Below are 16,203 nucleotides of genomic sequence, written 5' to 3' on the forward strand. Positions count from 1 at the left end.
ATGCTGTGAAATTACGAAATTTTAGGCGTTTTTTGAAAACAGATCCAACTGAGGATCGCTTACATTAAAAGTTTTGCGGTGAAAGGGCGATAACCCGATTTCGATCACGGCTTTACGGTGTGCTATTGTGGGATAGCCTTTATTCTGCATCCAGTTATAATGTGGATAATCGATATGTAAATTGGTCATGTATTCATCGCGGTGAGTCTTTGCCAGTATAGAAGCCGCCGCAATGTTTAAATATTTACCATCGCCCTTAACAATACAGCTATGCGGAATCTGCGGATAGGTTTTGAAACGATTGCCATCAATCACCAGATATTGGGGCTGGGTATGTAATTTTTCAATCGCCCTGTGCATGGCCAAAAATGATGCATTTAAAATGTTAATGCGATCGATTTCTTCATGATCACAAGAAGCTACGGCCCAGGCCAAAGCCTCTTGTTCAATAATTGGCCTTAACAGCGCTCTTTGCTCATGCGATAACTGCTTAGAATCATTTAATCCTTCTAACACAAAACCTTTTGGTAAAATAACCGCTGCAGCAAAAACAGGGCCTGCGAGGCAACCTCTTCCAGCTTCATCACATCCAGCCTCTAACAGTTCTTCCTGATAACAGTTTAATAGCATATTGCAAATTTAATTAATTTATTTTTTGCTAAAGGAATGTTAAAAGATTAAATTGTTTTAATTAAACCTGCATCACCTTATACTTACTATATGCTCAGATTTCTTAACGTAATATGGATGTTATTTATCAGTCATTCGGTGATTGCACAGTTTGGTCCTCTAAAAAATCTTTCAATAGAGGAGGAATCAAAGTTAATGGAGTACAATTCTAAATGTGTACACAGAGATAAATATAGTCCTTCCCAAAGGCAACTGCTTTATCCTTTTAACCAGACAGCGCTCATTTCTTTAATATCTTTTCAAGATACAATATCAGAATTTTCAAGCCATCTGCCAGTTAAAAAAGGAATTTTAGCTGCCGGAATGGTAAAGGAGGAAATCAGACTATCCAAAGCAGGCATTAATAAACTGACAGATTTACTTTTTAACTATGGCTACAGATCTAAAAAGTATGGAGTAATTGTAGAAAGAATGTCCTGCTATGATCCGCACAATGCCATCTTATTCTTTAACAATCAGAGAAAAGTAATGGCTTATATCGAAATTTGCTTCGATTGCATGGGTATGAAATTTAGCTCAAAAAAAATAAATACAGGTGAAAATTGTACGGAAAAATTTAGCATGCTTAAAGATTTCTTTATCTCAAAGGGAATCAAATTTGTTTCAATAGACCATACAGATGAATTATGAGAATATACAACGAAGCCCTTACACTCCGAGTGGCCGAACGGTTAATGCACATAGAAGATGTGACGGAAAAAGAGATGTTCGGTGGACTTATTTTTATGGTGAACGGTAAAATGTGCATTGGTGTTTCTAAGAACAGCATCATGGTGAGGCTTGACCCAGCCACTTTAGAAAACCTATCGCATAAAGACGGTTGGCAACAAATGGTAATGGGCGGCATACTTATGAAGGGCTACATTTCGGTTTCAGAAGATGTTTTAAGCCGGAATGATGAGCTTGATTTCTGGGTTGACCGTGCCCTGGCTTTCAACCCCTATGCCAAAGCATCAAAAAAGAAATAACCATAAACACAATCTATTGCCCAATCCCGCTGTTCAAAAACTAGCAAGAGCCATATTTTTTGATTAATTTTATATTAACTAATCAAATATTATGAAAGAACGAGCTATTATAGCAGCATTTCTGCTATGCATTTCATTCACCATCCAGGCTCAGGTTAAAAGAATCAGTACATCAACAGAAAGGAAAGAAACAAATACGCAATCCTTAAGAAATCAGGCCCCAGAGGGACATTATTGCGATTACTGTAAATTAAATTACCCGGAATCTCACTTCCCTTGCATTATGAAAGCTATTAAAGGTAAACTGGATGTAACTACTGGTGAGGTAAGTTTCGTTGCAGGGCAACCTATAGGCGGCATTGTAGTTAAAGCTGGCAAAAACCCGGGGGGCAACACCATTACACTTGTGACCAACCAAAATGGAGAAATAGAATTTAATAATGCCAGCATAGGGAATTATAAATTTATCATTTCAGTACCTTCAACTAATCCCAAATCGAGGGTGGCAGGATCGCCAATCGGAGGAATAATTGTTAAAGGCGGTAAAAATCCTGGTGGAAGTTTAATTACGTTAATGACAAACGAAAACGGAGAAATAGAACTGAATGACCTTCCTGCAGGGTTATTTAAATTCACAATACTGGGTGCTTCGGAAACTGAAAAAAGTAATCCTTTGTATAAATCAAGTTATCTGAAAAGGTAAATCCTTTATATAAAAACTAAAATTGTTAAATTCACCCTACTTTCCATTTTTTGGCACTATTATGGAATCTTTCAAGTTTGTGCATCTTTAAATTGTTACACATTTAAAACACACATTATGAAACGTTTAAATTTAATATTGAGCATCGCATTTCTTTTGTTAGGATTTCATTCTTTTGCCCAAACTGACAAAGAAACTACAGTGAAAATCGTTGCAGATAAAAATTATACTTTTATTGCCAACTCAGCCTTGCCGATGTCAAACAATGATGTTAATAGAGTATTAGCAATGATGCCAGGCAGTCAGGGGGGCTCTTCAATAAACCTGTCGGGATCGCAATACGATGTAAAGGTTACTAAAGACAGTGTTGTTGCTTATCTTCCTTATTTTGGAAGATCTTTTTCTGCTCCGATGGATCCGACACAAGGTGGTATTAAATTTACCTCAAAAAATTTCACCTACAAGGAATCGAAAAATAAAAAAGGAACCTATATTATCCAGATTAATACAAAGGATGTACCAAGAGAAAATTATCAATTTACCATTAATATTTCGACCAATGGTTATGCTTCGCTAACAGCCAGCAGCATGAATAAACAGCCCATTATTTTTAATGGTTATTTAGACGAGCCGAAGAAACAGGATTAATACGTAAATCGTCATTGCGAGAAGGAACGACGAAGCAATCTTTCAATGCTGGCGAGAAAGATTGCTTCGTCAGCTGAAAAAGCCTTCTCGCAATGACGACCATACTTATTTCTTAATCAGTTCGATCTGAAATATATGTGGCCATTTTTTACCGGCTACAAAAAGCCTTTTACCTGCCTTATCGTAAGCAATTCCATTTAATACATTATTGGCCTTTTCATCTTCAGTTTTAAAGTAATCAGCTGGTAATAATCCAGATAAATCAATTTTGCTTTCAACGGCGCCGGTTTCTGGGTTGATGATCATGATTTCATTGGTTGTGTATACGTTTGCATAAATTTTACCATCAATAATTTCAAGTTCATTCAGATTTTGAATCGGCCCCTTATTATCAAAAACATCAATCGAACCAATTTTCTGATAGGTATCCTTATTCAGAAAAAAGATCGTGTTGGAACCATCCGTATTCAATACTTTATCGCCATCAAAAGCTAAGCCCCATCCTTCTCTGCCGGTGGTGTAGGAAAATTCAGATATTTTTTTAAACGTAGCTTTATCATAAACAAAGCCTACTTTTTCGCGATAAGTTAACTGAATAATTTTATTGCCGATTACTGTGATGCCCTCACCAAAATATTGCTTATCCAAATCTGCTTTCTGAAGGATTTTACCTGTTAATGGTTCTACTTTACGCAGACTCGAATGGCCATAATCGCCGGCACTCTCGTAGAAAAAGCCATCATGGTATTCTAAACCTTCTACGTACGAAGAGGTATCGTGAGGCAAGGTCTTAATCACTTTATAAGTATACTCAACTGGCGCCTGAGCCGCTAAAACATTAATATTTGAAGTTAACTCCTCTGACTTCCCATCTCCAAATATTTTAGCCGTTAACAGGTGATTACCCAATTTTAAACCCGCTGTTTTAAGTTTGATGGCTGAAGTATCGGTTTTTGAAACTACTTTAACAGTATCGATCAGGTAAACTACAGAATCTACTTTGGGTTCAGCTCCAAACTGCACTTTTACATCAAATTCGTTTCCTGATGGCACATTAAGGCCAGTCATCGGAGAAAGAAAACTACGGTAAGTTGTGGTAGAACTGTCTTTACAAGAACTCACGAATGCAAGTGCAATTCCGATAAATAAGAAACTTTTAATGGGGTTAATCTTCAGGCCAAAACGCATCTTCTATATGGTTTAATTTATAATTTTTATTTTTTGTAAAGGTAATCGCAATAATATCAAAACGGATATCATTTTGATGATTCATGATGTCAATATAGGCATTAGCGGCCAATTCCATCTGAATTTGTTTCGCTTTGTGTACAAATTCTTCCGGTTCACCAAAAGCAATTGAGCTCCGGGATTTAACCTCTACAAAAACCATAATGCCGTTTTTATATACAATTAAATCGACCTCAGCCTTACCATGTGTCCAGTTTTCATCTAAAACCTCGTATCCATTATCTTCCAGATATTGCCTTGCAATCCGTTCGCCTTCTTTACCTAAATCATTGTGAAGTGCCATATCTAATTAAATATTAGAGTTTGATTAATATTTTCACTATAATGATATTTAGCTTCTCATTCTAGTCTATCGTCATGCTGAATTTATTATTAGCAGTTTTTATTGTTTTAAAGGCCTAATAGCTACTGCGTGGTCAGCATCTTTCCTGCTATAAAGACCCTGAAATAAATTCAGGGTGACGATACTACATATATCCAAAAAATAATCTATAAAAATTGATCATTTTTATTAAATCATCTTTAGCAACTAATTATTCAACTATTATAGCCCCCATGAAATCAGCTATAATTTTCTCAATTCTTTTTATATTTGAATACCTAATCATTAAATCTTCCTGTTTAGAAGAATCTTTTTCATTCTTCAATTCTGAAAGAATACCTTGTTTTATCACTTGTATTTTATTTTTTTTAAGGTGATAAATCCCTCCAAGAATTGTTTTTTTTAAGTCCATTGATTCATCTTTAACATAGATAAGATGTCTGTTTAACCAATTTTCGCTTAATTGATACTTACTAGTAGATAATGTTATTGCTAGATCAGAAATTTCCCGATCACTATTTTGAGTGAAATCTTTTTCTGTAGGCAAACGACCTTTTTCAGCCTTTTCCCAATACAATTTGATAATTTTATCATGAAGACTTCTTTTAAATACAACATCAGTAAGATTTTGTAATATAAAAGATCCTATGTATAAATCTTCGTTCTGATCCCAAGTAACTAGCATATGTCCATAAGCCAACATTAAACGTAGAATTTCTTTTTCTTGAGGTTCATCATCATCAACAGCTTGTTGTTCTGATGGCCCTACGCTGTCATCCCATAAATCATCTGGCGGACCAAGCGGTTCTGGCGCACCCGAAGAATATTGCTTTGGGCTTGAAGAAGGTGCTGCACGCTGGTTGTTATCAAAACTTTTCTTAAGCTTAGCCGAACGCATTTTATTTAATTCGCTCAGTAAGATATGCTCATCAATTTCGAGCAAACTGCTACACTCACGGATAAAAACAGATGCTTTGATAGGATCTGGAATTTTAGCAATACTTTCTACAATATCGCGAATAATACCTGCCCGTTTGATCGGATCGTTGCCCGCATCTTTAAGCAGCACATTCGCCTTGTATAAAATAAAATCTTTTCTATTCTCCTCAAGATAGGTTTTAAATGCCCCGGCCCCCACATGATGCATATAAGAATCAGGATCGTGGCCATCGGGGAAGGAAACGATTTTAACGTTCAGTCCTTCTTCCAAAATCATATCCAAGCCACGGAGTGAGGCTTTAATACCAGCAGCATCGCCATCAAATAAAATGGTAATATTCTGGGTAAAACGGCCAATCAGTTTAATCTGCTCTACCGTTAACGAAGTACCTGATGAGGCCACTACGTTTTCTATTCCGGCCTGATGGACAGAAAGTACATCAGCATAACCTTCAGCCAGGTAACAGTTATCCAGATCGCGGATGGCTTTTTTGGCGTGGAACAAACCATAAAGCACATTCGATTTATGGTAAATTTCACTTTCAGGAGAATTTACATATTTTGGAACGTTTTTATCCGTTTTTAACGTTCTTCCACCAAAACCAATAATCCGGCCAGTAAAGTTATGGATAGGAAACATTACCCGACCGCGAAAGCGATCGTAAATTTTACCATTATCGTTTTTGATCGATAATCCGGTGGCTTCTAAAAACTCTAATTTATGACCTGCATTGGTTGCGCTTTGCGTCATCGCATCCCACACATCAGGAGAATAACCAACCTCGAATTTTTTTAGGATATCTTCTCTAAAACCACGCTCTTTAAAATAGCTCAGACCTATGCCCCTGCCCTCATCTGTTTCCCAAAGCTGTTTTACGAAAAACGCAGCGGCATATTGCGAAACTACGTAAAGGCTTTCTTTAGCGCTTTGTGCTTCGGCGTCCTGCGGGCTTAATTCGGCTTCCTCAACTTCTATATTGTATTTATTGGCTAAAAATTTAAGTGCTTCCGGATATGAATATTTTTCATGATCCATAATAAAGCGCACCGAATCGCCCCCTTTACCACAACCAAAACATTTATAAATGCCTTTAGTCACAGATACGTGAAAGGAAGGGGTTTTTTCGCCATGGAAAGGACAATTGCCAATTAAACTGGTTCCGCGTTTTTTTAAGTGCACAAAATCCCCAACTACCTCCTCAATACGGGCGGTATCCATTATCTTATCTATCGTTTCGCGGTTTATCATAACCCCAAACCCCTTAAGGGGCTTTTACCTTTCTTTTTAATGTAAAATATATTTTCTTCGGTTCGCAATGACGAATCGGCTTGTTTAACCACAAAGATAATAGAGAAAGAACAGAGAGAAATTTCTTTGTGTTCTTTGCGAAATGCTTTGCGGGCTCTGCGGTTTAAAACCCTATTATTTAACCAAAGTTAATAACTGATCAGCCACCAATTTATTACCGGTTTCGTTCAGGTGTACTCTATCAACGGTTAAAATACCTTTTTCTTTATCTTCAGGATTATTTTTCGCCTCGTATTCAGCAAAAATTTTCCTTAAATCGCATACCGGAAGGTTGTTTTTTGCAGCCAATTCTCTGATGCCAGCAGCATATTTATTCAGATCGGCATCTAACTCATTGGTACCATCTTTTTTCTCGCCAACAACTGATGGAGTAACCAATACCACTTTGCTGCCTACACCCTGGATTTTATTGATCAAAGCCTGATAGAACTTTAAATATTTATCATAATCGGTTCCGGTATGAGAAGATTGTTTATGCCACACATCATTAATACCCACATAAATCACTACTAAATCGGGTTTCTTGTTCAAAACATCATCTTCTAAACGCAGATAAAGATCATAAACCTTATTGCCACCTATACCTGCACCAATTACGTCGTATTTGGTAGAATCGAGTGATTTTTTGATCAGGGTTACATATCCATTTTTAGAAACACCCTGTTGGGTAATCGAATCGCCGAAAAAGATAATTCGTTTTGGTTTAAATGTCATTGAGGTTAATGCAATTAAGCAAAAGCTTAGTAAAATACTTGTTTTTATTACTGTTTTCATCGTGTATAATTGGTTAGGTTATTTTTTATCGGTCTTTTTAAAATCCAGATCCTGAAAATCAAAACTGAAATCGGTTAATGGAGAAATAGCATCAATTTTAAAACCATCGGCCAGGGCATTGTTATCTAAACTGAAATTAACAAAGGCATCAGCATCCAAGCTTCTGTCGTACCATTTTACAATAAAGGTGTTTCCCTTATAGTAAGTCATGTCACCTCTCAGTTTTGGTGCATTTTTAGCCTGAAAATGCATTTTGCCATTTATTTCGCTTATAGTAACGTCACCGAACCAAGTATCATGATAGGTTCCATAAAAGCTTTTAACATCAGGTTTGGTTGAAATTGCTTTTTGTTGAGCAGCAATATCTGCCCAAACTTTGGTCACCATTTCATTAGCTTCTTTTTCATCGGCAAGGCGGCTATCATTAGACGACTTAATTCTATCCCGACCTTTTATCCCTAGATAACCATCTCTAATGGAATTGGTGATCGCGCTAAAAGCTGCACCAGATTGTTGATTGGTTAAAACAATAATGCCTAATTTTAATTCTGGTAAAATCGTTACCTGCGTTACGATCCCTGACAAACCACCGGTGTGGCTAGCCTGGAACTTACCATTCACGTTACTCAGAAACCAACCCAATCCATAGCTGTTAAAGCTGCCCTGATTGCCGCCTACTATAATGGTTTGAGGAGTCCATAGTTCTCGGGATACAGCATCGCTAAATAATTTCTGATCAAGTTTCTCGCCATATTTACCGCCGTTAATCATCGCCTGAACCCATTTACTCATATCGGTTACGTTTGAATAGATACCGCCTGCTGCGTTCGCAATCTCGCCAAAACTTAATCCCACAGGGATTAACTTGCCCTCATATGGTGCATGGCCATCAATTACATTCGATTTATCTTTTAAACGATACCATGAAGCCGCAGTTTTCGTCATACCTAAGGGCTTTATGATTCTGCTTTCGATAAAATTTTCATATGTTGTTCCTGAAACCCTGGATACAATATCGCCTGCAACAATATACATCAGATTATCGTAATCGAATTTGGTACGGAAAGAGGAAACAGGTTTTAGATAACGAAGGTTGTGAATCAGTTGCTTTTTATCTACCGTTGATGAATCGGGCCAGATCATTAAATCGCCTGCACCCAAACCTAAACCACTGCGGTGAGTAAGCAGGTCGCGGATGGTAAACTCACTGGTTACATAGGCATCGTACATTTTAAACTCAGGAATTACATCGGTCACTTTAGTATCCCAGGTAATTTTCTTTTCATCAACCAGCATACCTAAAGCGGCTGCGGTGAAAGCCTTTGTATTGGATGCGACGCCGAAAAGAGTATTTTCATCAACCTTTTTATTTGTTTTGATGGAACTTACGCCGTAACCTTTTAAATGAATAACCTTACCATCTTTGATTACAGAAACCGCAATTCCGGGAACATTAAAGGTGGTAAGTGTTTTTTCCACAACACTATCGATCTGTTTTGAAGTTAGCACCTGTGCATGCACATGGATACCCAAAAACAGCAATAAAGCAATGGATATTTTGAATTTTACAGAAGAAAAAAGTTGCATATTAATCGGTTTAAATAATCGTTTAAAGATAATAAATCTTTTAGGCGATAGTTGAATCCTTATTTGCCCTTTTCGAGTTTATAATCTTTGTGTACGATTAAAAAACTTGCTCTTTCTTCTTTTTTAAAAGGGTAATCCCAGTTACCCTGATAGGTTATTTTGGTTGGTAATTTATCCTCTCCAAAATAACCCATTTCTATATTCATCTGCACATCAAAATTAAACAGCATGTTGCTGTATTTCATGTCGACATAGCGCCCGAGAATATTAAAATTGCGCTTATCGAAAATGGTCACCAGTTCTTTGATCATTATACCATCCTTGGTCCAACTGCTTAAATCGGGTTTTACCGAAACTTTAAAACGGTACACCGGAATAGAATCTAAATAAGTACCACTAGTGAATCCATAATCGTAATACTGACGCATATTGGCCGAAAATATTTCAGTTTTACTGCCTATAAAGGGCACTTTTACAGGTCTGCCTGGATTAAAAATCAAGGTTTTCAGTTTGTCTTTATAACTTTCATTTGTTCCACCTTTTCCATCAGGTTTGGGTGCATTAGGTACAAAATCAGTATTATAAGCATTCATAAAAATGTAATCGAACATTTCTACGGTATATAACTGGTACTTTCCGTTTTTCTTGTAAATTTTTCCGGTATCCTGTTTTACCAGGTATTCCATTTTATAAGGTCCGCTATTGTTGTGACGGATTTTACGGTATATTTTCCCATCAACCTTGTTCTTTTTATCGTAACTGTAAATCCGGTTTTCGGCTATAAAAGTATAACGTTTCATATCCCTAAACGACTGATAAAAGGAAGTATCATACATCACCTTTCTGATAAATGTTTCTACATTCAACTTTTCGGCCTTAATATTTACAGCTGAATCGAGTACAATGGTTTTAATGGTATCCGGATTAAAACGGTTGATTTCCTGCGTAAAACCTTTATAAAAGAGCGATGTTAACAGTAAAAACAGAAATACTTTTTTCATGCAAGTAAGGTATATAAAATGGAAAATGTGAGATGGAAAATGTAAAACGAATGATTGAAGATAGATGATGGAACTTGAACTCCCCCATCATCCATCTTAACTATTTACATTTTCCATCCTAATTTCCTAGTTGTTTTAAAGCAATATAAGCCATTAATCCGGTTGATATTTTTAAGGCGTCTTCATCCACATCAAACCTTGGTGTATGTACTGAATATTGTGTATCTTTTGCTGCATTCCCAGTACCTAAACGATAAAAACAGGCATCTGTTACCTGCGAGTAGAAAGAAAAATCTTCGGCAGCCATCCAGATATCTAAATCGACTACATTTTCTTTACCTAAAAATTCTTCAGCAAAGGCTCTTGCATTTGCCGTTAATTTTTCTTCGTTAATTAAAAATGGATATCCTCTGTGAATATCAAAATCGCAGCTTCCGCCCATGCTTTCGGCAATGCCTTCGGCCATTTTTTTCATGCGTTTGTGCGCTTCATCCCTCCAGTCTTCATCCAAAGTTCTGAATGTTCCTTCAATTTTTACTTCATTCGGAATAATATTGGTTGCACCGTTGGCAATTACTTTACCAAAAGACAGCACTGATGGAATACGTGGATCGGCATTGCGGCTCACCACCTGTTGCAAAGCAATAATGATATGTGAAGCGATTACAACCGGATCAATGTTTTGGTGTGGTTGTGCGCCATGACCGCCTTTCCCGGTTACGGTAACATAAAGTTCGTCTGTCGAAGCCATGTAAATGCCCGAACGGAAGCCCACTTTACCGGCATCAATTAATGGCATTACATGCTGACCAACAATATAATTTGGTTTTGGATTCTCAAGTACACCTTCTTTGATCATGATGCTTGCTCCACCTGGCAAAAGTTCTTCAGCGGGTTGAAAAATCAGTTTAATGGTACCTCCAAAATTATCTTTCAGCTGGTTTAAAATATACGCTGTCCCTAAAAGTGACGAAGTGTGAACATCGTGTCCACAGGCATGCATTACGCCATGATTTTTGGAACGGTAAGGTTTATCATTTGCTTCATGGATAGGTAATGCATCCATATCGGCACGTAAGGCAATAACTTTGTCAGAGGCCAGGTTTCCCTTAATCAAACCTACTACGCCTGTATTGGCACAGTCGGTATATTCAATTCCCCATTTATTTAATTTATCCTTGATGAACAATGAGGTTTCGAATTCTTTGAACGATAATTCGGGATTGGCATGAATATGTTGACGATAACCTACTACATCGTTAAAAATGTGAGCGGCCAGTTCCTGTACTTTATTTTTGATCATTGGTTGTAGTGGTATCTAAAGTTGGTGCATTTATTTTTTCCCTAAAAATAAACAGAGTAGGGAAAGTTGGTCTGAGTTCATTGATAAGGCGCTGTGCCTCTAAACGGCTTCTAAAATCGCCCACCCGAACGTAATAGTTAGGCTCTTTATAAGTGAGGTAAGTATTTAACTGAGGATATAGTCCTTTAAAACGTGCCTGCTGATTAAAAACTTCACGCCGGTCTGATCCATAAAAAATCTGTACGCGGTAACCATAGCCAGAAACAATTGGTTTGCCTGGTTTTACCTCACCTGAAGTTTTATAAACTTGCAACCGTTTGGCAATTAAACTATCGATTAAAGGATCTTTTATAACGGTTACTTCGCCCTTTTGTGCAAAAGCAGTTATGGTAAGAAATAAGCAAGATATAAAAGTTATTGTAGTTTTCATGAGCAAAATAATTGGCATTTGATGAGGAGATGTATCGTCTCACTTCTTCTTAACAACAAGAATGCCGAAATCGTTGCAAAAATCGGCATTCTTTATGGGTTAAGCAAATAGTTATTATTTGGGAGGTTTTGGTTCGTCCTTTCGAGCGGAGCGCTGCGAAGTCGAGAAATCTTTTAAATAGTTAGATCCGTTTAAAAATTAAATAAAATTTATTTTGTATGTCAGTCTGAGCGTAGTCGAAGACTATTTAAACGCATTAATAAAGCAATCGACTACGCTACCATAGACAGAGAATCCATTAGCACGGCCGTCATTACCGCTTGCGCCTATCGTGTGGACACATCTCTGTGGATATCCCAGCCCTGCATTGAGGCTTTAAAATATTTCATACCTATCCAAAGGGTAGTAATTCCTGGGTGCCTCTTACTTTCATAGCCTTTCCATCCACCAAGTCTGGCTATTGCCCATACATATCTCTTTAGGTCTTTTGCTTGATATGGGTTTTTCTGCTTTTGCGTTTTCCCCTCAAGACGGATTATCCGATGATCAAGAAACTCCTGTTCCTGGGCAGTAAAACAGGAATCTGCTGACAGTTCTATTTCAGGCTCTGCATAGGAGAGTCTCATGAGAAACAGTTTGATCACCACTTCCATGATCAATATAGAAAGCTTTTTAACCGAAGAGGCGTATTCAAGTTCCGATGCTTCTATGTTGTATCCCTCTTTCTTAAGTATTTTGAATACCTCCTCTATAGTCCATCGCCAGCTATACCATTCTATACAGGCCTTTGCCATTTCGATACTTTCTATAGGAAGGGTAGTCAGCAACCTCCAGCAGATACTGTCCTCTCCTGCATAGCCAACCTCTTTTGCCTCTACCATAAAGAGCGGTACTGTAGTGGGCAGCCCCTTGCTGGTACCCTTTGTACTTTTTATTTCGATAGGTCTATACCTGACCTCTATTTTAGCGGTCCGCTTTTTCCGTTTTCCCTTGGCGGCTACAGGAAGTTCATAGTATCCTGCTGACTCATAGGCGGAAAGACAATCGAAAAGCTTGGTCTTATCGGCCAGCGTTCTGTTAGATCTTGCCCGGACCAATAGATCGGTGTGTCCATCTGGAATGAGTGCAAACTGTTCATATATATCCCCCTCTCTGTCCTGAACGATCAGCATACCCTTTACAACATCGCTTAATGCAGATTTGGTATTGTTCGAAGCCTCGATCCATTTATAGGATTCCTTCTCTTCTATAGGTAGCGATTGGTACTGACGCTCAAATTTTGAGCTAAACTCAAGCGGTCGGTTCCATATCTTAATGTCAGAGTAACCATAGGGAATGCAGTTCTCTGCATCTACAACCAGACTTGGATGTATAAAAAAGCCAAGCCCCTTAACTTTGTTTGCATTGGTGGTACCTAGGCCACTGGTTTTATTTATCCTATTCCCGTGACTGCTAAGGTTAATCTCTGTAGTGTCCTGAAAGCAGATAACATATCTGCCTGAACATGCTGCTTTACAGTTCCAAATAAGGTTGGACAAGAGTTCATCCTCGCTTATCCGTTCATTCAGGAGAAAACGGTAGAAGCCTTTCGCAGAGGAATCATCATCTGTAAGTTGCCGTATCGAATGAACACTCCGGCTAAAAAGGTCATTTAAAATCTTATTCCATCTTAAAAGTAAACGGTGATCCCCTAAATCTGTAAATTCTCGATGCATATCAAGCGCAAAGTAAATAAAAAGATGTGTCCACACGATAGGCATGCGCGGGAATCGTAATGCAAGCGCTTTAAGATTATTCATAAGTTTCCCTTGTTTCAAAGGCATTCATGAGCACTCCGTGGTTCCCAATCGAGTTGGGAATGACGATCTCGCGCAACTTACCATTTGCCAAAAAGATATATCTTTAATATTGATTTTATAAAATAAATTATCCCTCAGGGTGACAGCAAAAGGCCATTATATTTGTTATAAAAATTTAAAAAGGCTCTTAATGTTAATTTAAAGATCTCTCCATTCCGCTGCCGATAAAAAATCGGTACGCTTCAGTCGAAATGACGATCAACCATGCGATGATTCCAATAAAAAAACCCAGATTCTTTTTCGAAACCTGGGTTTTTAGCATTATTTCAAGTAAGTTATGATTAATTCGACTTTTTAGGTTCTAAGGTAAATTCGTACACTGTCGGGTCGTATTTCATCATTGCACCTGTAGCAATATCAACAATAAAACCAGGAATGAATAATACATTTACCACAGATACGGCATTAAAGGTAGTTACGGGATTAAATGTTTTGGTTTCGTAACCATCAAGTTTCAACGAGATGGTTTGTCCGGTAAATCCTTTTTTTAAGGGTACTGCCATAGGTGTTACCCCTGCTTTAACCCCATCTACTTCGATAGTAGCGGCCGGAGGATTAGAATTGATTTGAACGGTTTGTTTTGTACCCGTAAAAACAGTGGCGCAGCTCGATAGCAGCAATGTCGCTGAAACAGCGGCAATGTTTAAAATTCTTTTCATTTTGTGTGTGTTTGTGTGTGTTTCCTACTCTTATGGCTTTTCAGTTACGCCCCGTTTTTTATGGTTCCGGATTCCATTTTTAAGTTTATTAGTCAGCAAGAAATTGCCTACCAATTTCAAATTAACCGTCCTTAAATATAAGGGTTAATTTGAGAATTAAAAATTTAGTTTAAAAAAAAGCCCCGACAAAAATATCGGGGCTCAATAAGCTATTATATGTATTGATTATAAATTCGCGCCGTGGCAGTTTTTGTATTTTTTACCGCTACCGCAAGGGCAAGGTTCATTTCTACCAACAGTTGCTTCCTTACGGATTGGTTGTTGTGGAACAGCCTCACGCGTATCGCCAAACTCAATACCTGGCTCTTCTCTGCCAAATTCCTGTTTAGTAGTTTGCAACTTCGGTTGTTTTACCGGGGTTGGTGCCTCTCTAACCTGGTCTGGCTCTTGCTGAACCGGGATACCACCTTTATATAAGAAACTTACTACCTCTTTATTAACCGCGTTAAGCATGTTTTTAAATAAGTTGAAAGCTTCCATTTTATAAATTACCAATGGATCCTTTTGCTCATAAACTGCGTTTTGTACCGATTGTTTCAAATCGTCCATTTCGCGTAAATGTTCTTTCCAGCTATCATCGATCAAGGCTAAAACAATGGTTTTTTCGAATGAACGAACGACCTCTTTTCCCTTATTGTCGATTGCTTTCTTCAAATCAACCGCTACCTGGATACCACGGATCCCATCTGTAAACGGCACCACAATCTGTTCAATATGCTCTCCGCGCTCTTCGTACACCTGGGTTAATACCGGTAACGATTGTTGAATAATGGCTTCTGATTTACGTGCATAAAATGCTTCTGCTTCTTCAAATAACTTTTCAGTTAACTGAGGGATATTGGTTGAAGAGAATTCTTTTTCGGTAATTGCCGTATCTAAAGAGAAGTTTTTAATGACTTCCAGTTTGAAACCATCATAATTTGCTTCTTGTTTATATTCGCTTACGATATCTTCAGCAACATCGAAAACCATATTGTTCATATCCACATCTAAACGTTCGCCAAATAAAGCGTTTTTACGTTTAGCATAAATTACGGTACGCTGTGAGTTCATCACATCATCGTACTCCAATAAACGTTTACGGATACCAAAGTTGTTTTCTTCTACTTTTTTCTGTGCACGCTCGATAGATTTGGTAATCATAGAGTGTTGAATCACCTCACCATCCTCAATACCCATGCGCACCATGATACCAGAAATACGCTCTGAACCAAATAAACGCATTAAGTTATCTTCTAATGAAACGAAGAACTGAGATGAACCCGGATCGCCCTGACGACCTGCACGACCACGTAACTGCCTGTCTACACGACGGGATTCGTGACGCTCAGTACCTACAATGGCTAAACCGCCAGCTTCTTTAACACCTGCACCCAATTTAATATCGGTACCACGACCAGCCATGTTGGTTGCAATGGTTACGGTTCCTGCCTGACCAGCTTCGGCAACGATATCAGCCTCTTTCTGGTGCATTTTCGCATTTAATACATTATGTTTAATTCCGCGGAGTTTAAGCATACGGCTTAATAACTCTGAAATCTCTACAGAAGTGGTACCCACCAATACCGGACGGCCAGCTTTTGGCTCTAATTGCCCCGTTTCAGGATTAACCGCAGGAATTAAGGCACCTTTAGCATCCAATTTAGGTACAGCTCTACCTGTTTGGTCGTATTTAACAACCGGCTTGCCATCTTTCTGTTTTA

At 38.0% G+C, this 16,203-nt stretch carries 15 protein-coding genes and 1 pseudogene; 4 read left to right on the forward strand and 12 right to left on the reverse strand.

Going from position 1 to position 16,203, the window contains the following annotated elements:
- Positions 1-21: 21 nt before the first annotated feature.
- Positions 22-630, reverse strand: a complete 609-nt coding sequence (locus IM793_RS10430) for a ribonuclease HII (protein ID WP_193421095.1) — start codon at positions 628-630, stop codon at positions 22-24.
- A 138-nt stretch (positions 631-768) separates the two neighbouring features.
- Between IM793_RS10430 and IM793_RS10435 the strand changes: the two genes are divergently transcribed.
- The 4 genes from IM793_RS10435 to IM793_RS10450 all read left to right on the forward strand — a co-directional run bounded on the left by IM793_RS10435 (position 769) and on the right by IM793_RS10450 (position 3,009).
- Complete coding sequence (locus tag IM793_RS10435; RefSeq protein ID WP_193421096.1) at positions 769-1,320, forward strand: hypothetical protein; 552 nt, start codon at positions 769-771, stop codon at positions 1,318-1,320.
- A complete protein-coding gene (locus IM793_RS10440) occupies positions 1,317-1,658 on the forward strand; it encodes a TfoX/Sxy family protein (RefSeq protein ID WP_193421098.1) in 342 nt (113 codons plus the stop codon). Before IM793_RS10435 ends, IM793_RS10440 begins: the two co-directional genes overlap by 4 nt.
- Before the next feature lie 91 nt (positions 1,659-1,749).
- Positions 1,750-2,361, forward strand: a complete 612-nt coding sequence (locus tag IM793_RS10445) for a carboxypeptidase-like regulatory domain-containing protein (RefSeq protein WP_193421100.1) — start codon at positions 1,750-1,752, stop codon at positions 2,359-2,361.
- A 117-nt stretch (positions 2,362-2,478) separates the two neighbouring features.
- Positions 2,479-3,009 carry a DUF4251 domain-containing protein gene (locus tag IM793_RS10450; RefSeq protein ID WP_193421102.1) on the forward strand — a complete coding sequence of 177 codons (531 nt, stop codon included), beginning with the start codon at positions 2,479-2,481 and terminating at the stop codon, positions 3,007-3,009.
- A gap of 105 nt (positions 3,010-3,114) precedes the next feature.
- Here the strand turns inward: IM793_RS10450 and IM793_RS10455 are convergent, their stop codons facing one another.
- The 11 genes and pseudogenes from IM793_RS10455 to IM793_RS25115 all read right to left on the reverse strand — a co-directional run.
- Entirely contained in the window at positions 3,115-4,197 is a 1,083-nt protein-coding gene (locus IM793_RS10455; RefSeq protein WP_193421104.1) for a glutaminyl-peptide cyclotransferase, read from the reverse strand.
- A complete protein-coding gene (locus IM793_RS10460; RefSeq protein ID WP_193421106.1) occupies positions 4,175-4,540 on the reverse strand; it encodes a YraN family protein in 366 nt (121 codons plus the stop codon). The genes IM793_RS10455 and IM793_RS10460 overlap by 23 nt, the downstream gene beginning before the upstream one ends.
- 250 nt (positions 4,541-4,790) lie before the next feature.
- Positions 4,791-6,767 (reverse strand): DNA primase, encoded by a 1,977-nt coding sequence (dnaG, locus tag IM793_RS10465; RefSeq protein WP_193421108.1) that lies wholly within the window; start codon positions 6,765-6,767, stop codon positions 4,791-4,793.
- Between the two features lie 174 nt (positions 6,768-6,941).
- A complete protein-coding gene (locus tag IM793_RS10470; RefSeq protein WP_193421110.1) occupies positions 6,942-7,601 on the reverse strand; it encodes an SGNH/GDSL hydrolase family protein in 660 nt (219 codons plus the stop codon).
- An 18-nt stretch (positions 7,602-7,619) separates the two neighbouring features.
- Positions 7,620-9,188: a serine hydrolase gene (locus IM793_RS10475; protein WP_193421112.1), complete on the reverse strand. Its 1,569-nt coding sequence runs from the start codon at positions 9,186-9,188 to the stop codon at positions 7,620-7,622.
- Between the two features lie 59 nt (positions 9,189-9,247).
- Positions 9,248-10,189, reverse strand: a complete 942-nt coding sequence (locus tag IM793_RS10480; protein ID WP_193421114.1) for a hypothetical protein — start codon at positions 10,187-10,189, stop codon at positions 9,248-9,250.
- A gap of 118 nt (positions 10,190-10,307) precedes the next feature.
- Complete coding sequence (locus IM793_RS10485) at positions 10,308-11,492, reverse strand: M20 family metallopeptidase (RefSeq protein ID WP_193421116.1); 1,185 nt, start codon at positions 11,490-11,492, stop codon at positions 10,308-10,310.
- Positions 11,479-11,922 (reverse strand): SPOR domain-containing protein, encoded by a 444-nt coding sequence (locus IM793_RS10490; RefSeq protein ID WP_193421118.1) that lies wholly within the window; start codon positions 11,920-11,922, stop codon positions 11,479-11,481. Before IM793_RS10490 ends, IM793_RS10485 begins: the two co-directional genes overlap by 14 nt.
- Before the next feature lie 326 nt (positions 11,923-12,248).
- The gene (locus tag IM793_RS10495) at positions 12,249-13,721 is read right to left on the reverse strand and encodes an IS4 family transposase (protein ID WP_193421120.1); all 1,473 of its coding nucleotides are present in this window, start codon (positions 13,719-13,721) and stop codon (positions 12,249-12,251) included.
- Between the two features lie 341 nt (positions 13,722-14,062).
- Positions 14,063-14,440, reverse strand: coding sequence for a PEGA domain-containing protein (locus IM793_RS10500; protein WP_193421122.1), 378 nt, complete (start codon positions 14,438-14,440; stop codon positions 14,063-14,065).
- Positions 14,441-14,665: 225 nt separating this feature from the next.
- Positions 14,666-16,081 (reverse strand): annotated as a pseudogene (locus IM793_RS25115) (SEC-C metal-binding domain-containing protein); the annotation flags it as partial.
- Positions 16,082-16,203: the final 122 nt, after the last annotated feature.

Origin of the sequence: Pedobacter sp. MR2016-19 (assembly GCF_014947265.1) — a bacterium.
Lineage (GTDB): Bacteria > Bacteroidota > Bacteroidia > Sphingobacteriales > Sphingobacteriaceae > Pedobacter.